The sequence below is a fragment of the Microbacterium sp. Yaish 1 genome (genome assembly GCF_002245215.1).
Taxonomy (GTDB): domain Bacteria; phylum Actinomycetota; class Actinomycetes; order Actinomycetales; family Microbacteriaceae; genus Microbacterium.
In genome coordinates this window covers 1,508,111-1,533,647 of the sequence record NZ_NPMR01000001.1, presented here as the reverse complement: position 1 = coordinate 1,533,647, position 25,537 = coordinate 1,508,111, and the positions used below count along the sequence as shown (strand labels likewise).

Annotated in this window: 26 protein-coding genes; 19 read left to right on the top strand and 7 right to left on the bottom strand. The window is 70.7% G+C overall.

Annotated features, from left to right (window positions below; translation table 11 throughout):
* Positions 1 to 19: 19 nt before the first annotated feature.
* The 4 genes from CI089_RS07335 to CI089_RS07320 all read right to left on the bottom strand — a co-directional run bounded on the left by CI089_RS07335 (position 20) and on the right by CI089_RS07320 (position 2,957).
* Complete coding sequence (locus CI089_RS07335; protein WP_256977625.1) at positions 20 to 1,054, bottom strand: DUF1266 domain-containing protein; 1,035 nt, start codon at positions 1,052 to 1,054, stop codon at positions 20 to 22.
* Positions 1,055 to 1,058: 4 nt separating this feature from the next.
* Complete coding sequence (locus CI089_RS07330) at positions 1,059 to 2,036, bottom strand: SRPBCC family protein (RefSeq protein WP_094260868.1); 978 nt, start codon at positions 2,034 to 2,036, stop codon at positions 1,059 to 1,061.
* A gap of 55 nt (positions 2,037 to 2,091) precedes the next feature.
* On the bottom strand, positions 2,092 to 2,457 hold the full coding sequence (locus tag CI089_RS07325) for an ArsR/SmtB family transcription factor (RefSeq protein ID WP_094260867.1): 366 nt from the start codon (positions 2,455 to 2,457) through the stop codon (positions 2,092 to 2,094).
* A 164-nt stretch (positions 2,458 to 2,621) separates the two neighbouring features.
* Positions 2,622 to 2,957 carry a TraR/DksA family transcriptional regulator gene (locus CI089_RS07320; RefSeq protein ID WP_094260866.1) on the bottom strand — a complete coding sequence of 112 codons (336 nt, stop codon included), beginning with the start codon at positions 2,955 to 2,957 and terminating at the stop codon, positions 2,622 to 2,624.
* Between the two features lie 73 nt (positions 2,958 to 3,030).
* Between CI089_RS07320 and CI089_RS07315 the strand changes: the two genes are divergently transcribed.
* From CI089_RS07315 to CI089_RS07280, 8 genes are all read left to right on the top strand, one after another.
* The gene (locus CI089_RS07315) at positions 3,031 to 3,246 is read left to right on the top strand and encodes a hypothetical protein (protein ID WP_094260865.1); all 216 of its coding nucleotides are present in this window, start codon (positions 3,031 to 3,033) and stop codon (positions 3,244 to 3,246) included.
* Between the two features lie 306 nt (positions 3,247 to 3,552).
* Complete coding sequence (kdpF, locus tag CI089_RS07310) at positions 3,553 to 3,639, top strand: K(+)-transporting ATPase subunit F (RefSeq protein WP_064955215.1); 87 nt, start codon at positions 3,553 to 3,555, stop codon at positions 3,637 to 3,639.
* A gap of 1 nt (position 3,640) precedes the next feature.
* The gene (gene kdpA / locus CI089_RS07305) at positions 3,641 to 5,323 is read left to right on the top strand and encodes a potassium-transporting ATPase subunit KdpA (RefSeq protein ID WP_094260864.1); all 1,683 of its coding nucleotides are present in this window, start codon (positions 3,641 to 3,643) and stop codon (positions 5,321 to 5,323) included.
* Positions 5,323 to 7,503, top strand: coding sequence for a potassium-transporting ATPase subunit KdpB (gene kdpB, locus CI089_RS07300; protein ID WP_094260863.1), 2,181 nt, complete (start codon positions 5,323 to 5,325; stop codon positions 7,501 to 7,503). Before kdpA ends, kdpB begins: the two co-directional genes overlap by 1 nt.
* Positions 7,504 to 7,524: 21 nt before the next feature.
* Positions 7,525 to 8,133: a potassium-transporting ATPase subunit KdpC gene (gene kdpC, locus CI089_RS07295; RefSeq protein WP_094260862.1), complete on the top strand. Its 609-nt coding sequence runs from the start codon at positions 7,525 to 7,527 to the stop codon at positions 8,131 to 8,133.
* Positions 8,134 to 8,168: 35 nt separating this feature from the next.
* Positions 8,169 to 10,688, top strand: a complete 2,520-nt coding sequence (locus tag CI089_RS07290; protein ID WP_094260861.1) for a sensor histidine kinase — start codon at positions 8,169 to 8,171, stop codon at positions 10,686 to 10,688.
* On the top strand, positions 10,685 to 11,359 hold the full coding sequence (locus tag CI089_RS07285; RefSeq protein ID WP_094260860.1) for a response regulator: 675 nt from the start codon (positions 10,685 to 10,687) through the stop codon (positions 11,357 to 11,359). Before CI089_RS07290 ends, CI089_RS07285 begins: the two co-directional genes overlap by 4 nt.
* Positions 11,360 to 11,382: 23 nt before the next feature.
* Positions 11,383 to 11,883 (top strand): GNAT family N-acetyltransferase, encoded by a 501-nt coding sequence (locus CI089_RS07280; protein WP_094260859.1) that lies wholly within the window; start codon positions 11,383 to 11,385, stop codon positions 11,881 to 11,883.
* A 10-nt stretch (positions 11,884 to 11,893) separates the two neighbouring features.
* Here the strand turns inward: CI089_RS07280 and CI089_RS07275 are convergent, their stop codons facing one another.
* Entirely contained in the window at positions 11,894 to 12,721 is an 828-nt protein-coding gene (locus tag CI089_RS07275; protein WP_256977624.1) for a helix-turn-helix transcriptional regulator, read from the bottom strand.
* Positions 12,722 to 12,842: 121 nt separating this feature from the next.
* Here CI089_RS07275 and CI089_RS07270 point away from each other — a divergent pair, with 121 nt between their 5' ends.
* The 7 genes from CI089_RS07270 to CI089_RS07240 all read left to right on the top strand — a co-directional run bounded on the left by CI089_RS07270 (position 12,843) and on the right by CI089_RS07240 (position 18,596).
* Positions 12,843 to 13,250, top strand: coding sequence for a VOC family protein (locus CI089_RS07270; protein ID WP_094260858.1), 408 nt, complete (start codon positions 12,843 to 12,845; stop codon positions 13,248 to 13,250).
* 48 nt (positions 13,251 to 13,298) lie between these two features.
* Positions 13,299 to 14,276 (top strand): CPBP family glutamic-type intramembrane protease, encoded by a 978-nt coding sequence (locus tag CI089_RS07265; RefSeq protein WP_143738934.1) that lies wholly within the window; start codon positions 13,299 to 13,301, stop codon positions 14,274 to 14,276.
* 68 nt (positions 14,277 to 14,344) lie between these two features.
* Positions 14,345 to 15,298 carry a carbohydrate ABC transporter permease gene (locus tag CI089_RS07260; protein ID WP_094260856.1) on the top strand — a complete coding sequence of 318 codons (954 nt, stop codon included), beginning with the start codon at positions 14,345 to 14,347 and terminating at the stop codon, positions 15,296 to 15,298.
* Positions 15,298 to 16,161, top strand: a complete 864-nt coding sequence (locus CI089_RS07255; protein ID WP_094260855.1) for a carbohydrate ABC transporter permease — start codon at positions 15,298 to 15,300, stop codon at positions 16,159 to 16,161. Before CI089_RS07260 ends, CI089_RS07255 begins: the two co-directional genes overlap by 1 nt.
* Positions 16,162 to 16,199: 38 nt before the next feature.
* Positions 16,200 to 17,561, top strand: a complete 1,362-nt coding sequence (locus CI089_RS07250) for an ABC transporter substrate-binding protein (protein ID WP_094260854.1) — start codon at positions 16,200 to 16,202, stop codon at positions 17,559 to 17,561.
* A gap of 39 nt (positions 17,562 to 17,600) precedes the next feature.
* Positions 17,601 to 17,993, top strand: coding sequence for an ester cyclase (locus tag CI089_RS07245; RefSeq protein WP_094260853.1), 393 nt, complete (start codon positions 17,601 to 17,603; stop codon positions 17,991 to 17,993).
* 15 nt (positions 17,994 to 18,008) lie between these two features.
* Positions 18,009 to 18,596, top strand: coding sequence for a DUF1349 domain-containing protein (locus CI089_RS07240; protein WP_094260852.1), 588 nt, complete (start codon positions 18,009 to 18,011; stop codon positions 18,594 to 18,596).
* Here the strand turns inward: CI089_RS07240 and CI089_RS07235 are convergent.
* Positions 18,532 to 19,182 carry a hypothetical protein gene (locus CI089_RS07235; RefSeq protein WP_094260851.1) on the bottom strand — a complete coding sequence of 217 codons (651 nt, stop codon included), beginning with the start codon at positions 19,180 to 19,182 and terminating at the stop codon, positions 18,532 to 18,534. The two genes, CI089_RS07240 and CI089_RS07235, sit on opposite strands and share 65 nt — an antisense overlap.
* Positions 19,183 to 19,230: 48 nt before the next feature.
* On the opposite strand from CI089_RS07235, the gene CI089_RS07230 reads away from it, so the two are divergent.
* The 4 genes from CI089_RS07230 to CI089_RS07220 all read left to right on the top strand — a co-directional run bounded on the left by CI089_RS07230 (position 19,231) and on the right by CI089_RS07220 (position 24,556).
* Complete coding sequence (locus tag CI089_RS07230) at positions 19,231 to 20,988, top strand: alkaline phosphatase family protein (protein ID WP_256977621.1); 1,758 nt, start codon at positions 19,231 to 19,233, stop codon at positions 20,986 to 20,988.
* Positions 20,989 to 21,112: 124 nt separating this feature from the next.
* Positions 21,113 to 23,434 carry a phosphoribosylformylglycinamidine synthase subunit PurL gene (gene purL, locus CI089_RS07225; protein ID WP_256977620.1) on the top strand — a complete coding sequence of 774 codons (2,322 nt, stop codon included), beginning with the start codon at positions 21,113 to 21,115 and terminating at the stop codon, positions 23,432 to 23,434.
* Positions 23,435 to 23,441: 7 nt separating this feature from the next.
* On the top strand, positions 23,442 to 23,600 hold the full coding sequence (locus CI089_RS16425; protein ID WP_179223175.1) for a hypothetical protein: 159 nt from the start codon (positions 23,442 to 23,444) through the stop codon (positions 23,598 to 23,600).
* A gap of 131 nt (positions 23,601 to 23,731) precedes the next feature.
* Entirely contained in the window at positions 23,732 to 24,556 is an 825-nt protein-coding gene (locus tag CI089_RS07220; protein WP_094260849.1) for a hypothetical protein, read from the top strand.
* Positions 24,557 to 24,609: 53 nt separating this feature from the next.
* Here CI089_RS07220 and CI089_RS07215 read toward each other — a convergent pair whose 3' ends face one another.
* Positions 24,610 to 25,521, bottom strand: coding sequence for a glycine betaine ABC transporter substrate-binding protein (locus tag CI089_RS07215; protein ID WP_094260848.1), 912 nt, complete (start codon positions 25,519 to 25,521; stop codon positions 24,610 to 24,612).
* Between the last annotated feature and the right edge of the window lie 16 nt (positions 25,522 to 25,537).

The window sequence follows — 25,537 nt, the reverse complement described above, 5'->3', positions numbered from 1 at the left end:
CGGGCAAGCCGGGCGCCGGTCAGGCCGCGGGCCAGGCGACGGATGCCGCGGGCCAGTCCGATCGCTGCAATTCCGCGAGCGTCTCGCGCTGGCGCTGCACCGACTCGAGCGAGTCCGTGCGGAACGCCGTCGCGATGACGACCTCGCGCCAGTACTCGTCGCGATCGCGGTACGTGGTGAACGCGCGCGTCGCGAGGGGCTCGAGCAGCGCCCACGCCTCGTCGGCGGTCAGGTAGCCGGCGACGTAGGCGTAGCGGACACCGCCGATCGCGCGCTCGATGTCGGCGGCCAGCAGCAGCCGGGGCGGACGCTCCTCGTCGCCACGCGCGAGATCGTGGATGTCGAAGACCGGCAGGTCGGTGAGGGCCGCGATGCGCGACATCATGTGCTCGGCTGCATCGCTCCGCGCGACCTCGGCGAACCGTGTCGAGAGGACGCCGCGGGCGAGCGTGTCGGCCACCAGCAGCTCGGCGTCGGAGCGCGACACGATCTTGAACTGCTCGTCGAGCGCAGCGCGGAGCTGCTGCATGCCGGGCAGCGGCATCGCGAACCACGGCGATCCATCGGCGCCGTCACGGTGCTTGGCACGCAGGTCCTGCGGCAGCTCCGCGAAGGTCGGTGTGAAGGCGAGCGACGAGTTCCACCCGCGCATCGAGAAGTCACTGGCGGCGTCGAGCGCGAGGATCTGCTGCTGCCGCGGCGTGAGCGGACTCCGCGCGGCGAGCGCGAGATACTGCCGCTGCGCGTTGCGCGGAGCGCGGGCGTCGCGCACCGCGAGGACGATCGACGCGACGAGCAGGCCCGCGCACATCCCGAGGAAGAGACCGAACAGGTTGTTCCCGAAATCCTCGCTGCCCACCCACACGTACGACAGCACGAAGCCCAGGATGCCGATCGGCACCGCGATCGCCGTCACGGGGAGGGCCCGCTTGCGCATGGCCTTCGGGTCGGCCTTGCGCCGCGCGTCCAGCATCCGCGTGTACCGCCGCCGAGGGCGGACGGGGAACTCCACGTCGCCGGGATGATTCTGCAGGGCGATCACGGGTTCGGTCACCCCATCATTTTGACAGCACCTCCGCCTCGAGGCGGGCGTAGGAGTCTTCCATGCCGTCGGCCATGCCGGTGGCGAGGACCGTGTCGCGCGTCTCCTTGTCGGGATACTCGACGAGGAGCGTGAGCAGGGTCGCGCCGTCTTCCTCGTACAGCTGCAGGTCGTTGACGGTGCCGGGCCCCTCGACTCCCGACATCCGCTCGGTCGTGACCTCGCGGCGCGGCGCGTCGAGCTGCAGCAGTTCACCCTCGAAACCGAACGCCGTCTCGGGAGCGCCCTCCTGCTCCCACGCGTACCGGAACGTCCCGCCGACCTCGGTGGCGGGCTCGGCGACCGTCATGGTCCAGCCGTCGGGACCCAGCATCCACTTCTTCAGCAGCTCGGTCTCGTGGTGCGCGCGCCAGACGAGCTCGCGCGGACCGTCGATGAACCGGGTGATGCGCACGTGCGTGTCGTCGAGCAGTTCGACGCGCGTGCCCTGCCCCTGCGCGTAGGCACGGAGGTCCTGCACGACCGCGTCGAGCTGGCCCATGGCGAGGCGCGAGCCCTCGATGGCGCCCATCGCGATGACCTGCTCGAGCCCCTCGGCCGAGGTGAAGTAGGTGACGTTCGTCAGGCGCGAGCCGGCGTCGGTCGTCTCGAACGAGAACACCATGCGCATTGCGGGGAACTGCTCCATCGGCTCGCCGTTCTCGTCGGCGAACGCGTCGAGCACCTCGAAGCTGCGGCCCTCGTCGATCGCGATGAACTCCCAGGTGCCGCGCGACTTCTCGCCCTGCGGGCTCGACATGGCGTACTGCGCTCGTCCGCCCGGGGTGAAGTCGAACCGCGTGAAGGTCGCGGGCCAGCCGGGAGGACCCCAGAAGCGCTCGAGCTGTGCAGGCTGCGTGAACGCGCGCCAGAGGCGGTCGACGGGCGCGGCGACATCCGCCACGAGCGTCATCGTGAGGTTCTCGGCATCGGTGGTGATGTCGGTGACGGGCATCGGATTCTCCTTCGAACGGATGGTGCGCGTGGGTGGGTGTGCGGGCCTGCGGGTGTCAGTCTTCGGGCTCGGCGAGCAGGGCGTCGAGCCGGTCGACGCGGGCACGCCAGAGGTCTTCGTAGCGGGCGAGCAGGGCCCGCGCGCGGGCGATCATGGCCGGATCGGCGCGGACGAGGCGCTCGCGCCCCTCGGCCCGCTTGACGATGAGGCCGGCCGTCTCGAGGACGCCGACGTGCTTCTGCACCGCGGCGAACGACATGTCGTAGTCGGCCGCGAGCGCCGACACCGACTGCTCGTGCTCGATCGTGCGGCGGAGGATGTCGCGACGCGTCGCCGTCGCGAGCGCGTGGAAGAGGCGGTCGATGTCGTCATCGCTCAGCTCGCTCCGCTCGCTCGCCCGGGGTTCGTTTCGTGCAACCATTTGGTTGTACGTTAGGGCTCGGGGTGGTCGGTGTCAACACCCGCGGCGGAACGAATTTCGGAGATCGGCGCGAAACTCGGACCGGGATGCCGCATCCGCCCGAATCTCGCGCGATTCGCCGACGTTCGGCCGGACGCGGGCGGCGTGGACAGCTACGGGCGTGGCTAGCGCGAAGCGCAGGTGACGCACATCGTCGCGTGGGGGCGCACCTCGAGGCGCTCGACCGGGATGTCGCGGCCGCAGCTCGCGCACACGCCATAGGTGCCCGCGGCGACGCGGGCGAGGGAGGCCTCGACCTCGGCGAGCTCGGCCCGCGCCGCGCGGCGCAGCGCCTCGACCCGCTGCCACTCCCCCGACAGCGTCGACCCCTCGGGGTCGTGCTCGTCGTCGGCGGTGGCGTCGGCGCGGTCGTGACGAAGGCTGTCGTCGTCGGCATCCAGCCGGTCGAGCTGCACGGTGAGCTCGCGTTTGCGCTCGTGCAGCCGCGCTTCCGGGTCCATCCCGCGACCCTACGTCAAGCCGGTGACATCGGCGGCCGGATCGGCGCACGCTGGAAGTGGAAGGGAGTACGACATGACCGATCACCACGACAACGAGGCCGAGCACGCCGACGAGGGCGCCCAGCACGCCCCCGACGAGAACCCCTCGACGGAGGAGCTCGAAGAGCCCAGCGTCGCGAAGGAGCCGGGCGAAGAGCCCAAGGCCCCCGAACAGAAGGACGAGGAGCCGAGCCACCACGCCGTCGGCATCGGGGTCATCGACGACGAGATGCCGCCGCTCGCCCCCTGACCCCGCCGCCTGATCCGGCCGGGAGGCCCGGGCTTGCGCTACATCTGCAGGACCGGTGGTGCTGGTGTCGTCTTTGCGCAGGTACGAGGCGACACCAGCACCGCCCGTCCGACGGATGTATCGCCATCGAACCGTGAGGGCGGCGTGAGGAGCGGGCGCGAGGCCGTATGGATTCCGTGAGGACCGCGGTCGCGGCATCCGACGGGGTGTTGCATCGGGTCTCGTGCTCGACCTCATCTATCTCGCCGCGATCCTCGCGCTCTTCGCCCTCGCCGGCCTCATCGCCCGGGGGGTCGAGAAGCTGTGATGGTCTTCTCGCTCCTCGCGGCGGTGCTGGCCGTCGCCGCCATCGTCTACCTCGTCGTCGCCCTCGTGCGGCCCGAACGGTTCTGACGTGGATGCCGCGCAGATCGGGTTCGCGTCGCTGCAGATCGCGACCCTCGTCCTCATCCTCGTCCTGCTGTACCGGCCGGTCGGCGACTACATCGCCCGCGTCTACACCTCGCCGCGCGACCTCGCCGTCGAGCGGGGCGTGTACCGCCTGATCGGGGTCGACCCGCGCGCCGAACAGACCTGGCAGGCATACGCCCGGGGCGTGCTTCTGTTCTCGCTCGTCGGCGTCGTGATCGTCTACGGGCTGCAGCGCCTCCAGCCGCTCCTCCCCTTCAGCCTCGGTCTTCCCGCGCCGAGCGAGCACCTGTCGTTCAACACCGCCGTCTCGTTCGTCACGAACACGAACTGGCAGTCGTACTCGCCCGATACGACGCTCGGCTACACCGTGCAGTTCGCGGGCCTGGCCGTGCAGAACTTCGTCTCGGCCGCGGTGGGCATGGCCGTCGCCATCGCCCTCGTGCGCGGGTTCGCCTATCGCCGCTCCGGCACGATCGGCAACTTCTGGGTCGACCTCGTGCGCGGGCTCGGCCGCATCCTCCTGCCGATGGCGATCGTGGCGGCCGTGGTGCTGCTCGCGGGCGGCGTGATCCAGAACTTCGCGGGCTTCACCGACGTGCAGACGATCGCCGGCGGGGCGCAGTCGATCCCCGGCGGACCGGTCGCCAGCCAGGAAGCCATCAAGCTGCTCGGCACGAACGGCGGCGGGTTCTTCAACGCGAACTCCGCGCACCCGTTCGAGAACCCGGCGCCGTGGACGAACCTGTTCGAGATCCTGCTGCTCCTCGTCATCCCGTTCGCCATGCCGCGCGCCTTCGGCCGCATCGTCGGCGACGACCGCCAGGGCTACGCGATCGTCGCGGTCATGGGCGGGATCCTCCTCACGTCGATCGCCCTCGGCTCGTGGGCCGAGGCGTCCGGCGGCGGCACGGCGACGCAGCTCGCCGGCGCCGCGATGGAGGGCAAGGAGACCCGGTTCGGCGTCGCCGCGTCGGCGCTGTTCGGCGGCGCGGCGACGCTCACCTCGACCGGCGCGGTCAACGCGATGCACGACAGCTTCACGCCCCTCGGCGGCATGATGCCGATGCTCAACATGATGCTCGGCGAGATCGCGCCCGGCGGCGTCGGCTCAGGGCTGTACGGGATGCTGGTGCTCGCGATCCTCGCGGTGTTCGTCGGCGGTCTGCTGATCGGGCGCACGCCCGAATACCTCGGCAAGAAGATCGGGCCGCGCGAGATCAAGCTCGCGAGCCTGTACATCCTCGTGACGCCGGCGCTCGTGCTCGCCGGCACCGCGCTGAGCTTCGCGATCCCGGCCGTCCGCGCCGACGTCGAGAGCACCTCGATCTGGAACCCGGGCGTGCACGGCCTCAGCGAAGTCCTCTACGCGTTCACCTCCGCGGCGAACAACAACGGCTCGGCCTTCGCCGGTCTCACCGCCAACACCCCGTGGCTCAACACGGCGCTCGGCGTCGCGATGCTGCTCGGCCGGTTCATCCCGATCGTGCTCGTCCTCGCCCTCGCCGGGTCGCTCGCCGCTCAAGACACCGTGCCCTCGAGCGCCGGCACGCTCCCGACGCATCGTCCGCAGTTCGCGGGCCTGCTCGCCGGCGTCGTCGTCATCATCACCGCGCTCACCTACTTCCCGGTCCTCACCCTGGGCCCCCTCGCCGAAGGACTCTCCTGATGTCTGCCCCTCTGACCGAAACCCGGCCCTCATCCGGCCCGTCCGCCGCGGACCCGGACGCCACCACCGCGGCGACCCGCCGCCGCGGCGCCTTCAGCCTCGAGCAGGTCGGCGCCGCCCTCCCCGGCGCCCTCCGCAAGCTCAACCCCGCGGCGCAGTGGCGGAACCCCGTCATGTTCCTCGTCTGGGTCGGCGCGGCCCTGACGACGGCGATCGCGATCGCGGAGCCGTTCCTCGGCGGTCCCGAGACCTCGGGCGGCACGGCCGTCCCGGCGGGGTTCACCTGGGGCATCGCGATCTGGCTGTGGCTCACCGTGTTCTTCGCGAACGTGGCGGAGTCGGTCGCCGAGGGCCGCGGCAAGGCGCAGGCCCAGGCGCTGCGCAAGACCCGCACCACGACGACCGCCCGGCGGGTCGTCTCGTACGACGAGCGGACGGATGCCGCGGCCCGCGGCGCCGCGACCGAGGATGTGCCCTCGGCCGACCTCCGGCTCGGGGATGTCGTGCTGGTCGAGGCCGGCGAGCTGATCCCCGGCGACGGCGACATCGTGCACGGCATCGCGACGGTCGACGAGTCGGCCATCACGGGCGAGTCCGCTCCCGTCGTGCGCGAGTCGGGCGGCGACCGCAGCGCCGTCACGGGCGGCACGCGCGTGCTGTCGGACCGCATCGTCGTGAAGATCACCTCGAAGCCCGGCGAGACCTTCGTCGACCGGATGATCGCCCTCGTCGAGGGCGCCGCGCGGCAGCGGACGCCGAACGAGATCGCCCTCAACATCCTGCTGGCGAGCCTGTCGATCGTCTTCGTCGTGGTCGTGCTGGCGATGAACCCCATCGCGTCGTACAGCGCCTCGCCCGTCAGCATCCCGGTGCTCGTCGCGCTGCTGGTCTGCCTGATCCCGACCACGATCGGCGCCCTGCTGTCGGCGATCGGCATCGCGGGCATGGACCGGCTCGTGCAGCGGAACGTCCTGGCGATGTCGGGCCGCGCCGTCGAGGCAGCGGGCGACGTGACGACCCTGCTGCTCGACAAGACCGGCACGATCACCTACGGCAACCGCCGCGCGTCGGAGTTCGTCGCGATGACCGGCGTCGACGGTGCGGAGCTCGCCCGCGCGGCATCCCTGTCGTCGCTGTCCGACCCGACGCCCGAAGGCACCTCGGTCGTCGAACTCGCCGCCTCGCAGCACGTCGTGGCCGAGCTGCCGCGCGACGCCGTGGCGGTCGCCTTCACGGCGCAGACCCGCATGAGCGGCGTCGACCTGCCGGGTGGCACGCAGGTGCGCAAGGGCGCGTCGGGGTCGGTGCTCGCCTGGCTCGACGCCTCGGCGCGGCCGGTCTCGGCCGAGGCCCGCGCCGAGCTGCTGCACCACGCCGACGCGATCGCGCAGTCCGGCGGCACGCCGCTCGCCGTCGCGACCCTCGACCCGCAAGGCGCGGGGACGCTGCTGGGCGTCATCCACCTGAAGGATGTCGTCAAGGACGGCCTGCGCGAACGCTTCGACGAGCTGCGCTCGATGGGCATCCGCACCGTCATGATCACGGGCGACAACCCGCTGACCGCCGCCGCGATCGCGAAAGAGGCGGGTGTCGACGACTTCCTCGCCGAGGCCACGCCCGAAGACAAGCTCGCCCTGATCCGCAAGGAGCAGGAGGGCGGTCACCTCGTCGCGATGACCGGTGACGGCACCAACGACGCCCCCGCCCTCGCGCAGGCCGACGTCGGTGTCGCGATGAACACGGGCACGTCGGCGGCGAAGGAGGCCGGCAACATGGTCGACCTCGACTCGGATCCGACCAAGCTCATCGACATCGTCCGCATCGGCAAGCAGCTGCTCATCACGCGCGGCGCCCTCACGACGTTCTCGCTCGCGAACGACATCGCCAAGTACTTCGCGATCATCCCCGCGATGTTCATGGGGGTGTTCCCGGGGCTCGCGGCGCTGAACATCATGCAGCTGTCGTCCCCGGCATCCGCCGTCACGAGCGCGATCGTGTTCAACGCGATCGTCATCATCGTGCTCATCCCGCTCGCGCTGCGCGGCGTGAGATACCGCGCGGCGAGCGCCTCGTCGATCCTCAGCCGCAACCTCGTCGTGTACGGGCTCGGCGGCGTCATCGCCCCGTTCGTCGGCATCAAGCTGATCGACCTCGTCGTCAGCCTCATCCCGGGCTTCTGAGCCCCCTCCTGGAGACCTGTCATGTCCACCGCTCGCGCCTCACTGCGCACCTCCGCCGTCGCCGTCCGCGCGATGGTCGTTCTCACCCTCGTCCTCGGGGTCGGCTACACCCTGCTCATCTCGCTCGTCGGTCTCGCGCTGCCGGCGCAGGCGAACGGATCACTGCTGCGTGATGCGGAGGGCCAGGTCGTCGGCTCGTCGCTGATCGGCCAGTCGTTCACCGATGCCGACGGCGAAGCCCTGCCGCAGTACTTCCAGTCGCGCCCCTCGGCGGCCGGCGATGGCTACGACGCGGCCGCCTCGAGCGGCTCGAACCTCGGTCCGAACAACGCCGACCTCGTCGCAGCCATCGAGGAGCGGCGCACGGCGATCGCCGACCGCGAGGGCGTCGACGTCTCGGATGTGCCCGCGGATGCCGTCAGCGCCTCGGCGTCGGGCCTCGACCCGCACATCTCGCTGGAGTACGCCGAGCTGCAGGTCGCCCGCGTCGCGTCGGAGCGCGGACTGTCGGATGCCGAGGTGCGCGACCTCGTCGCGGAGCACACGGCCGGCCGCGACCTCGGGTTCCTGGGCGAGCCGCGGGTGAACGTCGTCGAGCTGAACGCGGCGCTGGACGGCCTCGCGCGATGAGCTCTCCAGGGCACGCGGAGAACTAGGGTGATGCCGTGAAGCGGGGACGGCTGCGGGTGCTGCTGGGAGCGGCGCCGGGCGTGGGCAAGACCTACGAGATGCTCGAGGAGGGACGCCGGCTTCAGGATGCCGGGATCGACGTCGTCGTCGCGATCGTCGAGACCCACGGCCGCGCCGCGACCGCCGCGATGACCGCGGGCCTGCCGATCGTTCCGCGCCGCCGCCTCGAGCACCGCGGCGTCACGCTCGACGAGATGGACCTCGAGGCCGTGCTCGCCCGCGCCCCGCGTGTCGCGCTCGTCGACGAGCTCGCCCACACCAATGTCGGCGGATCGCGCAACGAGAAGCGCTGGCAGGACGTCGAGGAACTCCGGGATGCCGGCATCGACGTCATCACGACCGTCAACGTCCAGCACATCGAGTCACTCGGCGACGTCGTCGAGCAGATCACCGGCGTCGCGCAGCGCGAGACGGTGCCGGATGCCGTCGTACGCTCGGCCGACCCGATCGAGCTCGTCGATCTCGCACCGCCGTCGCTCCGCGACCGCCTCGCCGCCGGCCTCGTCTACCCGGCCGAGCGCATCGACGCCGCCCTGTCGAACTACTTCCGGCTCGGCAATCTGACGGCGCTGCGAGAGCTCGCGCTGCTGTGGCTCGCCGACGAGGTCGACAGCGCCCTGCAGGACTACCGCGCCGAGCACGGCATCCGGGGGACGTGGCAGGCGCGCGAGCGCGTCGTGGTCGCGCTGACCGGCGGGCCCGAGGGCGAGACGCTCATCCGGCGCGGGGCCCGCATCGTCGACCGGTCGGCCGGCGGCGAGCTGCTGGCCGTCCATGTGTCGGGCCAGGACGGGCTGCGCACCGCCGACCCGGCGGCCCTCGCCGCCCAGCGGGCCCTCGTCGAGTCGCTCGGCGGCAGCTACCACCAGGTCGTCGGCGACGACATCCCCGCCGCCCTCGTCGAGTTCGCCCGGTCGGTCAACGCGTCGCAGCTCGTCGTCGGCGTCAGCCGTCGCGGACGGCTCGCGGCGGCTCTCAGCGGTCCGGGCATCGGCGCCACCGTCATCCGCGAATCGGGCGACATCGACGTGCATGTCGTGACGCACGCGGCCGCCGGCGGCAGGTTCACCCTGCCGCGCGTGGCCGGCGGCGCCCTCAGCGTGCGGCGCCGGATCCTCGGTTTCGTCGTCGCGCTGACCGGCGGGCCGCTGCTCACCTGGCTGCTCGTCGCGCTGCGGAGCCCCGAGTCGATCACGAGCGACGTGCTGGCGTATCAGCTGCTCGTGGTGGTGGTCGCGCTCGTCGGCGGCCTGTGGCCGGCGGTCTTCGCGGCGGTGATGTCGGGGGTGACGCTCGACTTCTTCTTCGTCGCGCCGCTGTACACCGTGACGGTCTCCGATCCGCTGCACGCGTGGGCGCTGATCCTGTACGTCGTCATCGCCCTGCTCGTGAGCGTGATCGTCGACCGTGCAGCCCGCGGCACGCGGGCCGCGCGGCGAGCAGCCGCCGAAGCCGAGCTGCTCGCGGCGGTCGCGGGGAGCGTCCTGCGCGGCGACGGCTCGATCCCGGCTCTCGTCGCGCGGGCGCGCGAGGCGTTCGGGATGTCGGGGGCGCGCCTGGTCGCATCGGACGGAACCGTCATCGCCGCCGACGGCGAGCCCGTGCGCGACGACCGCCACCTGCGCGTCGGCGTGGGACGCGACGCCGTGCTCGAACTTCACGGCAGCGAGTCGGAGCAGCTCGACGGCTCGGAACGCCGGCTGCTGGATGTCGTCGTCGCGCAGCTCGCCGCGGCCCTCGAGCAGGCCGATCTGCAGCGGGCGGCGAGCTCGGCGTCGGTGCTCGCCGAGACCGACCGGGTACGCAGCGCCCTCCTGTCCGCCGCGAGCCACGACCTGAGGCGTCCCCTCGCCGCCGCCGTCGCGGCGCTCGGCGGGCTGCGGGCTGCCGGACCCGCGCTCGACGACGCCGACCGCGAGGAACTGCTCACGACCGCCGACGAGAGCCTCGGCACGCTGACCTCGCTCGTGACCGACCTGCTCGACGTGAGCCGCATCGAGGCCGGTGCTCTCGCCGTCGCCCTGCGACCGGTCGACACCGCCGACGCCGTGCTCGCCGCCGTCGACGAGCTGAGTCTCGGGCCCGCTGTGGTGGAGCTCGCGCTGGACGAGGCGATCGAGCCGGTGCTCGCCGATCCCGTGCTGTTGCAGCGGGTGCTGGTCAACGTGCTGACCAACGCCCACCGCCATTCGCCCGCCGGAACGCCGGTGCGCATCAGCACGAGCTCGCTGGGCGGGCGGGCGCAGATCCGCGTGATCGACCACGGACCCGGCATCCCGCCCGAACGCCACGGCGACGTGTTCGCGCCCTTTCAGCGGCTGGGCGACACCGACAACACGACCGGGCTCGGATTGGGGCTCGCGCTGTCGAAGGGCTTCACCGAGGGGATGCGGGGTCAGCTCGTCCCCGAGCAGACCCCCGGCGGCGGCCTCACCATGGTGATCGAGCTGCCCGTGGCATCGTCGGCGGCGCAAGAGGGCAGGATCGAGGGGTGAAGGTCCTCCTCGCCGACGACGACCCGCAGCTCGTGCGGGCGCTGCGCATCACGCTCGCCGCCCACGGGTACGACGTCGTCGCGGCCGGCGACGGAGCCGCCGCGATCGCCGCGGCTGCCTCGGAGCACCCCGACGTCGTCGTCCTCGATCTGGGGATGCCGCGCCTCGACGGCGTCGCCGTGATCGAGGCCGTGCGGGGATGGAGCGCCGTGCCGATCATCGTCGTCTCGGGGCGCACCGGGTCGGCAGACAAGGTGGCGGCGCTCGACGCCGGGGCTGACGACTACGTCACCAAGCCCTTCCAGATCGACGAGCTGCTCGCGAGACTGCGCGCGCTCACCCGGCGGGCCGGGGGCGCGGCATCCGTCGCCGTCGTGCGGTTCGCCGACGTCGAGATCGACCGGGCAGCCAAGACCGTCACGCGCGGCGGCGAGCGCGTGCACCTCACGCCGACCGAGTGGCGGATGCTCGACTTTCTCGCGCGGACCCCCGGGGCGCTCGTGACCCGGCAGGACCTGCTGAAGGAGCTGTGGGGCACCGAGCAGGTCAACGACACCGGGTACCTGCGGCTCTACGTCTCGCAGCTGCGGAAGAAGCTCGAAGCCGATCCCGCGCATCCCGAGCACCTGCTGACCGAGTCCGGCATGGGCTACCGGCTCGTCGTCGACTGAACGTCGCTCGGTACGATCGGGCCGTGCCCCTCGACATCCGCCCGCCGCGCCCTGACGAGCTGGCCCTCCTCGAGGGCATCGAGAACGACGCCGACGCGCTGCTACGCGATCTGCTCGACCCGCCCACCTGGTGGCCCGCCCCACCCGGGTCTTCTCGCGCCGCGGAGCCGGGGTTCCTGCTCGTCGCCGACGTCGGTGACGGGGTGGTCGCGGGGTTCGTCCATGTACTCGAGCTCGACGGCCACGCTCACCTCGAACAGCTGTCGGTGTCGCCCGAGCACGGTCGCCGCGGGTACGGCCGCACGCTCGTCGGGGCGGCGATGGCGCACGCCCGCGACCGCGGCCACGACCGGATGTCGCTCCGCACCTTCGCCGAGGTGCCCTGGAACGCCCCGTTCTACGAGCGCCTCGGCTTCGTCGTCACCGAACCGCGCACGGACGTCGAGCTCATGCTGGCCGAGACCGAGAAGCGTCTGGGCCTCGACGCCCTCGGCCCGCGCGTGCAGATGACCGCGACGCTGTAGGTCGCATCTGTCAGTCGGAGTCCTGCCGGTCGGCGGCAACGGCGGGCTCGAGAAGCCGGTTGCCCCATGCGAAGGCGATGAGCTCGCTCCGCGAGGAGAGCCCCAGTTTTCTGAGGATGCTGCCGACGTGCGTCTTCACCGTCGCCTCGCTGATGAACGCGTGAGCAACCACCTCCGCGTTCGACCGGCCTCGGGCGACGAGGTCGAACACCTCACGCTCGCGCGGCGAGAGTACGGCGAGCACGGCGCATCCGTTCACGGCAGTCGGGGGTGCAACGTGCTCGGGCCGATCGACAGGAACGGCGCGCGGTCGTCCGGCACGCCAGCTGAACCAGGCGGCCGCGACGCTGATTGCGCCCCACACAGCGACGGCGTCGAGACCTCCCGCGAGTTCCTTGCCACTGACGGTGCCCCACCGGCCGGAGATGGAGAGGGCGGGAACGGTCAGTAACGCGCCCACCGCGACGCCGCAGGCCAGGACGGCCGCCAACATGCGACGGCGCCGCTCGGGAGGAGTGCTCCGAGAGAGGAACACGGGCAAGGGCAGCAACAGGGCGTATCCGATCCAGCTCAGCTGGCTGAAGCGCGCCGGCCAGAACGACAGCTGCACGACGAGCAGGACCATCGTCAGCATGATCGCCCAGGTCGGACGGACGCGAGCGAGCGCGATGGCGGCGGCGAACCCGACCATCACCGCGACGCCGTACGCCGAGGTCGCGAAGGCCTCGTCGCGCAGCGGCACGACGTCGAGGCGGTCGAGCCCTGCGAGGCCGAGCCAGATCACAAGCGCGAGAAGCCCGGTAACCGGCGCGAAAGACCACGAGGCGAAACGAATCATGAGGCGAGGCTAGGGCGACGACGTGACTGGTCCCACGCGTATCGGCGAGCGCAGATCAGAAATCATCCGTTCGTCGCCCTCATACTTCGGTCGGGTTCGGTTGCTGCGCGAGACTGGAACCATGGCAGGTTTCCATCACGTCGAGCTCTGGGTCAGCGACATCGAGAGCGCACGGTCCGAATGGGGCTGGCTGCTTCGGCGGGTCGGCTTCGACCTCGAGAGCACGTGGCCGCAGGGCGAGTCGTGGGCGGCGAGCGGGGCCTACCTGACGCTCACCACGTCACCGAACACGGTCGGCACCGAGCACGACCGTCGGCGGCCGGGCCTGAATCACCTGGCCTTCCACGGCGGCTCCCCCGCCGAGGTCGATGCGATCATGGCCGACGCCCCGTCCGCGGGCTGGATGCCGCTGTACCAGGAGCGCTACCCGCACGCCGGCGGCCCGCAGCACTACGCCGGCTGGCTCGAGAACGCGGCGGGCTTCAAGGTCGAGGTCGTCGCGGCGGGGCTCATCCCGACAAAACCGTAGGGATAGCTCCCCTGCGGCCCCGGCGGGGAGGTCTCTAGCCTCGGTCGCGTGACCTCGATTCCCCGCCCGGGCGGCGTCCCGGGGATGCCCCCGGCCGGCCCTTTTCTCCTCACGTTCACTACCGTCGTCCTGCTGGCGGTGTGCCTCGCGTCAGCCCCGGTCTACCTGGGGGCGGATCCCGGCTACCTTACCGGTCTGACCCTGGCGCTGCAGTGGGTGCCGTTTCTGACGGTGCTGGCGCTGCACGCGGCTTACCGCGCGCGACGCTCGAATCGGGTGACCGTCGACCAGCCCACGGTGTGGGCGCTGTCCGCGATGCCCGTGCGGGGACGCGGAACGGCGATCGTGCGCACCTCGTCCCTCGCGCTCGCGGCGTTGATCGTGGCGTGCTTCGCGCCGATCCTCATCACCGGAGCGGCGGGCCTCGCCGACGTCAGGTGGGCGGAAGGCGCCACGACGGCGGCGCTTCTCACGCTCCCGGTCGCGCTGATCTTCATGATCCCGGTCGCTGGCGAGGAACTCGCGTGGCGCGGCTACCTCACGACCCTGCTCTCCCCACGGGGGTTCGCGACGACGACAGCGATCATCGCTGCCCTGTGGGCCGCGTGGCATCTCCCGCTCACCCTCGCGTACGCCACGGCGGGCGAGCTGGCGCTCCGGGACGTCGTGTCGAAGACGGTCGACCTCCTCCTCGCCGCGGTCCTCGTCAGCGCGCTGCGTTACCTCTCGGAGAGCGTCTGGCCGGCAGTGTTCGCCCATGCCCTCTTCAACAACCTGTTCCAGATGGCCCAGTACAACGTCATGACCCCGCTGTCCGAGCTGTCGACGGAGGGCTACTGGGGATATATGGCGGTCTCCTGGGCGACCTGGATCGTCATCGACGCCCTCTTCGTGTTCGCCGTCTTCCGTGGCACCCACCGCCGGAACCGTCGCGCCGTGCTCCCCGGCCCCGCGCTCCCCGACGGGCACTTCCCCAGGGATGCCGCCGTGTCAAGCCACTGGGGAAGCGGTTCTTACGACTCCTAGCTTCGGCCTCACAGGACGGCTTCCACCAGGTCCTGCGGGCATGACGGCATCCGGAGGACGACATAAGCATCACCGCTCGCGCGCGACCGACGACGGTCCGCGCCACACGGCCGAGCCGCATCCGGCAGAAGTACAACAAGCGCGAGGCGCTGGCGGGCTACCTCTTCCTGACGCCGTGGATCATCGGCTTCCTCGTCTTCACCGTCGGCGCGATGGTCTACAGCCTGTACATATCGTTCAGCAGCTACAACCTCGCGACGAACTCCTCGCGCCCCATCGGCTTCGACAACTACGCCCGGCTCTTCGAAGACCCCCGCGTGGCCGTGTCCCTGGGCAACACGCTGTTCTACGCGGTCATGGCCGTGCCGCTCGAGATCATGTTCGCCCTCGTGCTCGCGCTGCTGCTGAACCGGATGGGTCGCGGCGCGGGGATCTTCCGCACGCTCTACTATCTGCCGAAGATGACGCCGGCGGTCGCGACGGCAGCGGTGTTCTTCCTTCTGCTCAACGGCAACTCGGGCGCGATCAACCAGGGACTCGCGGCGATCGGCATCCAGGGTCCGCAGTGGCTCGTCGACCCGGCCTGGGTGAAGCCCAGCATCGTGATCATGGCGCTGTGGACCGTCAGCGGCACGATGGTGATCTTCCTCGCAGCGCTCAAGAACGTCCCCGTCGAGCTGTACGAGGTGGCATCCCTCGACGGCGCCGGCCCGGTGCGGAAGTTCTTCTCCATCACGCTGCCGATGATCTCGGGCGCCATGTTCTTCAACGTCATCGTGCTGTCCATCGCAGCATTCCAGGTCTTCGACCAGGCCTACCTGCTGTTCTGGCGGGACCAGAGCAACGCGTCGCCCGAGGCGTCGCTGTTCTACGCCATCCATCTGTTCCAGCAGGCGTTCCGGCAGTTCAACTTCGGGTTCGCCGCGGCCATGGCCTGGCTGCTGTTCGTCATCATCATGGCCGTCACGGTCGTCCAGGTGAAGTTCGGCAACCGCTTCGTCTACTACGAGGGCGACCGCTGATGGCGACGAGGTTCCGCACCCCGAAGACCGTCGCCGGCCGCGTCACGCTCGCCGCGATCTCGACGGGCTTCGCCCTGCTGTTCCTGTACCCGTTCGCGTGGCTGCTCGCGGCGAGCTTCAAGCCCCGCGGCGAGGTGTTCGACAACCGCCTGATCCCGCAGACCTTCGTGCCCGAGAACTACGCCGAGGTGTGGAACCAGCTCCCGCTGCTCAGCTGGATGTTCAACAGCGTCGCGATCGCGCTGCTGGCGGCGACGGCGGTGTCGATCTCGAGCTCGATCGTCGCCTTCGGGTTCGCCTACTTCTCGTTCCCCGGACGCAAGCTCCTGTTCGCACTGGTGCTCGCCACGATGATGCTGCCCGGCGCCGTGACGATGATCCCCGTCTACCTGATCTGGAAGGAGACCGGCCTGCTCGGAACCTGGGTCCCGCTGTGGGGCGCCAACCTCTTCGGATCGGCGTTCTACATCTTCCTGCAGCGCCAGTTCTTCCTCGGTCTGCCGCGCGAGCTCTTCGAGGCTGCGCGCATCGACGGCGCGAGCTATTGGGGACTCTTCTGGCGTATCGCGATGCCGCTGTCGGTGCCCTCGTTCGTGATCGTGTTCCTGTTCGAGTTCCAGGCGAGCTGGAACAACCTGCAGTCCGCGCTCATCTACCTCAACGCCGGGTCGGTCGACGAGTTCACCGCGCCACTCGGCATCGCGTACGCGATGACCAAGTACAGCCCGACCGCCGGCGGCCAGGGCGACTACCAGTACGTGATGGTGGCCTCGCTCATCGTCACGCTGCCCATGCTCATCCTCTTCGCCTTCGGACAGCGCTACTTCATCGAAGGCGTCGCGACCCAGGGCCGCAAGGGATGACCCGCGTGCTCGCGCGGGACCACGACAGGAGGAATCACATGCGCAATCGACTGATCGGGACGACCGCGGTGGCCGCGGCATCCGTCATCGTGCTGGCGGGATGCAGCAATGACGCCGGCACCGCGGAAGACGTCGACTTCTCCGCGACCCCCACCGGAACCCTCGCGGCGTGGGGTTTCGAGAACGCCGACGACGTCGGCACCGCGAGACTCGACTACGCGGCGGAGCAGCTGTCGGATGTCGACGTGCAGCTGGATGCCACGGCCTTCGACTCGCAGAAGTTCACCACCCGCATCGCCAGCGGCGACGTTCCCGACGTCGTGCAGATGGACCGGCGCTACGTCACGCAGTACGCGGCACAGGGCCTCATCCTGCCGCTCGACAGCTGTTTCGAGGCACAGGATGTCGACGCGGACGACCGCTGGTACGAGTCGGTCGTCGACGACGTGCGCTATGAGGACCAGGTGTGGGGAGCGCCGCAGTTCTACCAGCCGCCGGCGATCATCCTGAACAAGCGTGTGATGGATGCGGCGGGCGTGACGGCCGACGAGATCGACACTTCGCAGCCCGACGTCCTGCTGGCCGCCATCGAGAAGATGTATCAGGAGTCCGGCGGTGTGCCGACGCGCCTGGGCTTCGACCCCGTGTCCACCGGTCAGTCCGCGCTGTGGATCCTCGGGGCGGGCGGCCAGCTCACCGATGACGACGGCGTGCCGACCCTCGACGACCCGAGCAACCTCGCCGGCATGGAGCTGCTGCAGCGCATCAACGACGCGCAGGGCGGTTTCGCGCAGGTGAAGAGCTTCACCGACGCCTTCGACACGTTCGGCGACGCCAACCAGTACGTCACCGACCAGGTCGGTGCACAGGTCAACGCGCAGTGGTACCCGAACGTGCTCTCGCCCTACCTCGAGCAGATCGACATCGAGGCCGTGCCGTTCCGCGACAGCGACGGTGAGCCGTTCTCGGTCTCCGGCGGGCAGGCCTTCGTCATCCCGGCCGGAGCGAAGAACCCCGCGGCAGCCTGCGCATGGGTCTCGGCTCTGACCAGCGGCGAGGCGTGGAACGCGGCGGGCGAAGCGCGCGCCGCGACACGCACCGCCGACGGCGGTGCCAACACGGGCCTGTTCACGGGATCGCCGCAGCCCGACCGGGAGATCCGCGAGAAGTGGGTCACTCCGTCGGGTGACGAGGGCTTCGACCAGGTCGTCGCGACCTATTACGACGTGGTCGACTACGGCACGTCGTTCGGATCCTCCCCCGCCGGGCAGGACATCCAGAACGAGCTGAACAACGCCGTGACGGCGGCGCTTCTCGGCGACAAGACCGCCGAGGAAGCGCTCGCGGACGCACAGGATGCCGCCATGCGGGCCTACGAGAACGCCACCGCCACCCGCTGACGGCGGGGTACCCGGTCACCACCCGCCGATAATGGGCGGATGGAGCCGTGGGAGATGCACGCCTGGTACGCCGAGTACCTCGACGCCTGCAATCGTCACGACCTCGGCGCCATCCGCTCGTTCATCGACCCGAACGTGCGGCGCGCCCACCTGCCGGGCGGAGCCGACGCCTGGATGGCCGACGTCGTCGAGGTGCTCGACGCCTTCCCCGACTGGCAGGTGCGCCGCATCCAGCTCGTCGTCGAGGACGACCGCATCGCGGCGCACGTGCGCGCCAGCGGCACGCACACCGGCCCGTTCCGCGGCATCCGGCCCACCCGCCGCCACGTCAACGTGGCGGAGTTCGGGTTCCTGCGGGTGGCGGGCGGCCGCATCGTCGAGTTCGCCGGCACCACCGACCACGCCGCGCTGCTGGCCCAGCTGCGCGACTGACCCGAGAGGAATCACATGACCGACATCGACTGGTCCGCGGGCTCATGGACCACCGAGCCCGCGGACACGGCGCTCGACGGCCACGACCTGCTCGTCACGGCGCGCGAGGGCAGCGATGCCTGGCGCGTCACGTCGTACGGGTTCGTGCACGACGACGAGCACGCCCTGCTCGCGCCGATGGCACCCGACACCGCGGTCGAGGTCGCGTTCGTGCTCGACTTCTCGGCCCAGTTCGATCAGGCGGGCGTCTTCCTGCGCGTCGACGACGAGACCTGGATCAAGGCCGGCATCGAGCACAGCGACGGTGCCGACAGCCTGGGCGCGGTGGTGACGCGCGGGATGTCGGACTGGTCGCTCTCCCCCGTCGCCGACTGGGCCGGTCGCGTCGTCACGGTGCGCGCGAGCCGGTCGGGCGACGCCGTCACGATCCGGGCCCGCGTCGACGACGAGGGCTGGCGGCTCGTCCGGGTGGCGCCGCTGGATCCTCAGGCGGAGGTCGCGGCCGGGCCGTTCTGCTGCGCGCCGACGCGCGCCGGTCTCACGGTTCGGTTCGTGTCGTGGCGGAGCGTGCCGGCCGACGCGTCGCTGCATCCCGACCACTGACTCGCCGGCGCACCCATCGATCGATCCCGACGGCGGCCCACGTCGCGGCGAGCCCGCCGACGATGACGATGCCCTGCATCGCCAGCGCATAGCCGCCGCTCGTGACGTTCGCCTCGACCAGCCGGGGGCCGACGATCGGCGGCACGAGCGCGACGATCACGACGACCCACGACAGCGGATGCCGGCCGCGCGCGATCACCCAGCCGCCCACCCCGGCCAGCAATGCGATGAACCCCTGGTTGAGCACCACCGCCCACAGGGGGTCGAGGTGGGCGAGATGACCGGCGCCGCGCAGCAGCCCGAACGTCGCCCACAGGAACAGGGCGACGCACGCGAGGGTCACACCTCCCACGCGACGCATCGGCGAGGTCGGCAGCACGGCGAACGCGGCGACGAGGGTTGCGACGACGAGCACGAACTGGAGCGTGTCGACGTACGGCATGTCGTTCGTGATGGTGCCGGCGTACATCTCCGCCTGCACGATCGCGGAGAAGTCGGATGCCACGGCGAGGTACGTGGCGAACATCGCCGCGACGATCGCCGCGCCGTATCGGGCTCCTCGATCGAAACGCAGGCCGTCGTCCATGGTGTGAGGGTAGCCTGATCGCCGAGCACCCAGGGAGGGAGGGGACCCGTGACCGACGCCGATCGCGACGAGACGGACGCCTCCTGGGCGAGCCGCCGGCCCTCGCGGCGCGACTTCCTCCGTCGTGCGGGCCTGGGAGCCGCGGGCCTCGCGGTCGGAGGCTCGGCCGGCGCGGCCGTGACGGCGGCGATGACCGCGCATCCGCCCGAGTTCGCGCCCCTCGCGGCGCGCAGCGTCGCCGGGTTCGACCACGTCGTGGTGCTCATGTTCGAGAACCGCAGCTTCGACAACCTGCTCGGCCACCTCTACACGGCCGACGAGAAGAGCGCGGCCGACTTCGACGGCATCCTGCAGGGCGACTACGCCAACACCGCGCCCGACGGGACCGTCGTGCCCGCGCACGTCTACACGGGCGCGACCGACCACATCATGCAGCAGCCGCAGCCCGACCCCGGCGAGACCTACCCGCACGTCAACACGCAGCTGTTCGGGACGATCGACCCGCCCGCCAACGCCGACATCGCCCGCAACGGACTGCAGCCGCCCTACAACGCCCCCGCGGCCGGGAGCGCGCCGCGCAACGACGGGTTCGTGCACGACTACATCGTCAACTACCGCCTCGCGAAGAAGCGCGAGCCCACCGCCGACGAGTACGCCACGGCGATGGGCGGCTTCTCGCCGGAGATGCTGCCGGTGATCTCGACGCTCGCCCGCGAGTTCGCCGTCTACGACCGCTGGTTCGCCGGCGTGCCCTCGCAGACCTTCTGCAATCGCAGCTTCTTCCACGCCTCGACCTCGCACGGCTACGTCGTCAACCACACCGGCGACAACTACGACAAGTGGATCAACGCCCCCGCGGCTCCCACGATCTTCAACCGCCTCGAGGACGCCGGCCTGTCGTGGCGCGTCTACTACGACGCGACGCAGCTCGTATCCCTCACCGGCATGCTCCACGCGCCCGTGCTCGAGCGGTACTGGAAGACGAACTTCCGCGTCATGGAGCAGTTCTACGAGGATGCCGCGAACGGCAAGCTGCCCGACTACGCCTTCATCGAGCCGCGCATGGTCTTCAACCACAACGACATGCATCCGCCGTGGGGGGCGACTCGCGAGGGCGAGCTCGAGCTGCCCGACGGCAGCCGCATCCGCATCACCAACAGCGCCGACAGCGACGTCCGCGCCGGCGACAAGCTCGCCCAGGACGTCTACGACGCGATCCGCACGAGTGCGTCGACCTCCGGCTCGAACGCCATGAACACGGCGCTCGTCATCACCTTCGACGAGCACGGCGGCACCTTCGACCACGTCCCCCCGCCGGCCGCGCCGCCGCCGGATGCGAGTGGGCCCGGCGAGATGGGCTTCGCGTTCGACCGTCTCGGTCTGCGGGTGCCGGCGATCGTCGTGAGCGCGTACACCGCCGCCGGAACCGTGATCCACGACGAGATGCACCACGGCTCGGTGATCAACACGCTGTGCCGGCTGCACGGGCTGCGGCCGCTCAACGTCCGCGACGAGACCGCGAACCCGATCTTCAACGCGGTCAACCTCACGACGCCGCGCCAGCCCTACACCTGGCCGCAGCCGCAGTCGCTGTATGTGCCGCCCAATCCCGAGAAGGGCTCGGCGAAGGCCCCCGACGAGAAGCACCACAAGCGCCCGCTCACCCCGCCCGCGCGCGGACTGCTCGGGCTCCTGACGTCGCGCTTCGACCCCGGCAGCACGCTGCCCGCGACCTACGGCGAGGCGTACGACGCCCTCGTCGAGCACGGCACCGGTCTCTTCGGCGCCTACAACGCGCCCTCCTGAGCGTCGACTCGCCAGAAAGCGCGGGTACCGGACCGCCCGCATCCGCATTTCCTGGCGACTCGACGGTTCCTCCCGCCAACTAGACTGATCGCGTCCGGCATCCCGAGTCCTGGAGTCCAGCCGCGTGAGCACCCCTGTCGCAGATACCGTCGAGAACGCCACCGCCACTCCGGAGCGTGATCAGCCCTACGGAGCCCTGGGCCTCAAGCCCGACGAGTACGCGAAGATCCGCGAGATCCTCGGCCGCCGCCCCACCTCGGGCGAGCTGGCGATGTACTCGGTCATGTGGAGCGAGCACTGCTCGTACAAGTCGAGCAAGAACTACCTGCGCCGCTTCGGCCAGAAGGTCTCCGACGAGATGAAGACCCGCCTCATGGTGGGCATGGGTCAGAACGCCGGCGTCGTCGACGTCGGTGAGGGCTGGGCGGTGACCTTCAAGGTCGAGTCGCACAACCACCCGAGCTACATCGAGCCGTTCCAGGGCGCCGCGACCGGCGTCGGCGGCATCGTCCGCGACATCATCTCGATGGGCGCGCGCCCCGTCGCCGTCATGGACCAGCTGCGCTTCGGCGCCATCGACCACCCCGACACCGCCCGCGTGGTGCACGGCGTCGTCAGCGGCATCTCGTTCTACGGCAACTGCCTGGGCCTGCCGAACATCGGCGGCGAGACGGTCTTCGACTCGGTCTACCAGGGCAACCCGCTCGTCAACGCCCTCGCGGTCGGCGTCATGCGCCACGAGGACATCAAGCTCGCCAACGCCACCGGCGCCGGCAACAAGGTCGTGCTGTTCGGAGCCCGCACGGGCGGCGACGGCATCGGCGGCGCGTCGATCCTCGCGTCCGACACCTTCGCCGACGGCGGACCCACCAAGCGCCCCGCGGTGCAGGTCGGCGACCCGTTCGCCGAGAAGGTCCTCATCGAGTGCTGCCTCGAGCTGTACGCGGGCGAACTCGTCGAGGCCATCCAGGACCTCGGCGCCGCCGGCATCTCGTGCGCCACGAGCGAGCTCGCCGCCAACGGCGGATCGGGCATGCGCGTCGACCTCGAGAACGTGCTGCTACGCGACCCCTCGCTCACGCCGGAGGAGATCCTCATGAGCGAGAGCCAGGAGCGGATGATGGCGATCGTCGCTCCCGAGAAGCTCGACGCCTTCCTCGCCGTCGTCGGCAAGTGGGACGTCGAGACGAGCGTGCTCGGCGAGGTGACCGGCGACGGCCGCCTGCAGATCTTCTGGCACGGCGAGAAGATCGTCGACGTCGACCCCTCGACCGTCGCGGTCGACGGTCCCGTCTACGACCGCCCCGTCGCCTACCCGACCTGGATCGACGGCCTGCAGGCCGACTCGGCGGCATCCCTCCCGCGCGCCACGGACGGCGAGGCGCTCCGCGACCAGTTCCTGCAGCTCGTCGGCAGCCCGAACCTCGCCGACACGAGCTGGATCACCAACCAGTACGACTACTACGTGCTCGGCAACACGGCGCTCAGCTTCCCCGACGACGCCGGCATGATCCGCGTCGACGAGGAATCGGGCCTCGGCTTCGCGATCGCGACCGACTGCAACGGCCGCTACTGCCAGCTCGACCCGTACGCGGGCGCGCAGCTCGCCCTGGCCGAGGCGTACCGCAACGTCGCCGTCACGGGTGCCGTGCCCACCGCCGTGACCGACTGCCTCAACTTCGGCAGCCCCGAGAACCCCGAGGTCATGTGGCAGTTCGGGCAGGCCGTCGACGGTCTCTCCGACGCGTGCCTCGAGCTCGGCGTGCCGGTCACGGGCGGCAACGTCTCGTTCTACAACCAGACCGGCGACCAGCCGATCTTCCCGACCCCCGTCGTGGGCGTGCTCGGCATCGTCGACGACGTCGCCCGCCGCATCCCGTCGGGCTGGCAGGATGCCGGCGAGAACATCTATCTGCTCGGCACGACCGCCGAGGAGCTCGACGGATCGGCCTGGGCCGACACCATCCACGGCCACCTCGGCGGACGTCCCCCGCAGGTCGACCTCGCCGCCGAGAAGCGTCTGGCCGGCCTCATCCAGGCCGCGTCGCAGCAGGGACTCATCTCGGCCGCGCACGACCTGTCGACGGGCGGCCTCGGCCAGGCCCTCGCCGAGGCGACGACGCGCTTCGGCGTCGGCGCCCGCGTCTGGCTCAGCGAGATCGTCGAGCGCGACGGCGTGGACATCGCGACCGCGCTGTTCAGCGAGTCGACCGGCCGCGTCATCGTCTCGGTGCCGCGCGAGGAGGACGTGAAGTTCCGCGGGCTCTGCGAGGGACGAAACTACCCCGTCATCCGCATCGGCGTGACGGATGCCGCAGACGGCGTCGAGTCGGTGCTCGACATCCAGGGCCTGTTCTCGGTGCCCGTCGCCGAGATCCGCGCCACGTCACGCGCGACCCTGCCCGCCGCGTTCGGCGAGATCGTCGACGAGGTCCCCGCGTCATGAGCGCGTCATGAGCGGCCGTGACCTGACGCCCCAGGGCGACGACGACGAGTATGCCGGCTTCGCCCGCGGGCGCTCGCGTCGCATGCGCGTGACCGCGTGGGTCGCGATCGTCTCGCTCATCGTCGTGGGCGGCGGCTCGACCGTGTTCGCGCTGCTCTTCGGCTGATACAGCTGCAGGACTCGTGGGGCTGGTGTGGCCTCACAGCCGGTTCGACCGCGCACCAGCACCACCGATCCGACAGGTGTATCCCCAGTCGGCACGAAGACTGGACGCGCCGAGGTGCGTAGGCTGAAGAGGTGGATCCGATCCTCGCGCTCGCGGCCGAGTGGTGGTGGATCGCGCCGGCGGGAGCCAGCGCGGGCGCCCTCGGCTGGGCCGGCCTGCGCCGCGGACGGCCGTCGCAGCGTCGCCTCGAGCTCGATGCGGCCCAGCTCGACCTCCGGCGCGCCCAGCAGGGCGTCACGCACGCCCGTGCGCAGCTGAAGGTCGCGCGCGCCGAGCTGATGCGCGCCCAGGCCGAGAAGGCGACGCCGCGGGCGACGGCCGGTGCAGTGCCGGAGGCCCGTCGCCGCCTGCAGATCGCCGAGCGCCAGGCGCGGGCCGCCGTCGCCGAACTGAAGGCGCGGCGCGCGGGCGTGCAGGCGGCTCGCGCGATGATGCCCGCGTCGCGCAAGGAGGTCGACCGGATGCCGCTGGCCCGGCTGATGGCCGAGCACGACGCACTCCTGGCGCGGTGGATGGACTACGAGACCGATGCCGCGAAGGCCATCGGGTTCCCCATGATGCTCGATGCCCGCTGGCCGCCGATGGACCTCTTCCTGCGCGAGCACCAGCAGGCGTCGTGGCTGCGACCGGCCTCGCGCGATGTTCGTATGGCCCCGGCCGACTACAGCGCCTATCGCGAAGCCGTCCGGCGCGCGACCCACGCCTTCGACGCCGCGGAGCGCGCTGCGCGGCAGGGCACGCCTCGCGAGCTTCCCGAGCCCGACGACCGTTCGCCCGATTGGGCCGAGGTCGCGCAAGACCTCCTCGACAACGCGCAGCGCGCCATCACCCGCTCGACCGAGATGTGGAACAGGATGCGGCGCGACCGCCCGTCGCGCGGTGATCGGCCGGAGTGACGAAACCCCCGGGAGGAGCCCCCGGGGGTTTCGTCGTCACTCAGACGAGGAGGTCAGCTGGTCTGCAGGCCGTCGACCTGGCTGCCGTACTCCTCGAGCCAGGCGGTGATCGCCTCGGCTTCCTTGCCCTTGCCGTACTGGTTGACGACCATGTCCTCGAGCGCGGCGTACTGCTCGTCGTCCAGCTTGATCTTCCCGATCAGCTCGGCGGCCTCGGGGTGCTCGTCGGCGAAGCCGGACGTCGCGAGGAAGTGCAGCGCCTCGGTGTCGCCCATCGCGCCGCGCGGGTCCTCGAGGTCCTTGAGGCCGTAGCGCTCGTTGGCCCAGAACGGACGCCACGAGGTCACGACGATGTCGCGCTGCGCGGCGATCGCGGTGTCGAGCTCGGTCAGCATCGCCGCGGTGGACGAGGTGACGAGCTCGTACGTGCCGTCGAGGCCGTACTCGGGGATCATCGACTCCTGCGTCTGCTTGGTCAGCCCGGCGCCCGGCTCGATGCCGTAGATCTGTCCGCCGAAGCGGTCGGCGCTCGCGGCGAGGTCCTCGATCGAGGTGATGTCGACGTACTCGGGCACCGCGATCGTGAGCTTGGCGTTGTCGTAGTACGCGCCGAGGTCGTCGATCTGGTCGCCGTAGCGCTCCATGTACGACGCGTGGGTGAGCTCGGGCCAGGCCGACGGGTAGATGTCGACGTCGCCCTGCGCGAGACCGGCGTACAGCGGGCCCGCCTCGGTGAGCTCCTGCATCTCGACGGTGTAGCCGAGCTGCTCGAGCTGGTTCTCGAGCAGGTACGCCGTGCTGAGGCCGTCGGTCCAGGAGGGCAGGTAGCCCAGCGTGATGGTGCCCTTGCTGTCGCCGCTCTCGCCAGAGCCGCCTTCGGCCTGGTTACCGCTCGCGCAGCCGGCGAGGGCGAGGGATGCCGCGGCGCCGAGCGCCACGATCCCGGTGAGGTGTCGCTTGTTCATCGTGTGCCTTCCGTAT

Coding starts and splice junctions, on each gene's coding strand:
- CI089_RS07330 (WP_094260868.1), bottom strand. CDS start 2,036: ATGCCCGTCACCGACATCACCACCGATGCCGAGAACCTCACGATGACG.
- CI089_RS07325 (WP_094260867.1), bottom strand. CDS start 2,457: ATGGTTGCACGAAACGAACCCCGGGCGAGCGAGCGGAGCGAGCTGAGC.
- CI089_RS07320 (WP_094260866.1), bottom strand. CDS start 2,957: ATGGACCCGGAAGCGCGGCTGCACGAGCGCAAACGCGAGCTCACCGTG.
- CI089_RS07315 (WP_094260865.1), top strand. CDS start 3,031: ATGACCGATCACCACGACAACGAGGCCGAGCACGCCGACGAGGGCGCC.
- kdpF (WP_064955215.1), top strand. CDS start 3,553: ATGGTCTTCTCGCTCCTCGCGGCGGTGCTGGCCGTCGCCGCCATCGTC.
- kdpB (WP_094260863.1), top strand. CDS start 5,323: ATGTCTGCCCCTCTGACCGAAACCCGGCCCTCATCCGGCCCGTCCGCC.
- kdpC (WP_094260862.1), top strand. CDS start 7,525: ATGTCCACCGCTCGCGCCTCACTGCGCACCTCCGCCGTCGCCGTCCGC.
- CI089_RS07275 (WP_256977624.1), bottom strand. CDS start 12,721: ATGATTCGTTTCGCCTCGTGGTCTTTCGCGCCGGTTACCGGGCTTCTC.
- CI089_RS07270 (WP_094260858.1), top strand. CDS start 12,843: ATGGCAGGTTTCCATCACGTCGAGCTCTGGGTCAGCGACATCGAGAGC.
- CI089_RS07255 (WP_094260855.1), top strand. CDS start 15,298: ATGGCGACGAGGTTCCGCACCCCGAAGACCGTCGCCGGCCGCGTCACG.
- CI089_RS07250 (WP_094260854.1), top strand. CDS start 16,200: ATGCGCAATCGACTGATCGGGACGACCGCGGTGGCCGCGGCATCCGTC.
- CI089_RS07245 (WP_094260853.1), top strand. CDS start 17,601: ATGGAGCCGTGGGAGATGCACGCCTGGTACGCCGAGTACCTCGACGCC.
- CI089_RS07240 (WP_094260852.1), top strand. CDS start 18,009: ATGACCGACATCGACTGGTCCGCGGGCTCATGGACCACCGAGCCCGCG.
- CI089_RS07235 (WP_094260851.1), bottom strand. CDS start 19,182: ATGGACGACGGCCTGCGTTTCGATCGAGGAGCCCGATACGGCGCGGCG.
- CI089_RS16425 (WP_179223175.1), top strand. CDS start 23,442: ATGAGCGGCCGTGACCTGACGCCCCAGGGCGACGACGACGAGTATGCC.
- CI089_RS07215 (WP_094260848.1), bottom strand. CDS start 25,521: ATGAACAAGCGACACCTCACCGGGATCGTGGCGCTCGGCGCCGCGGCA.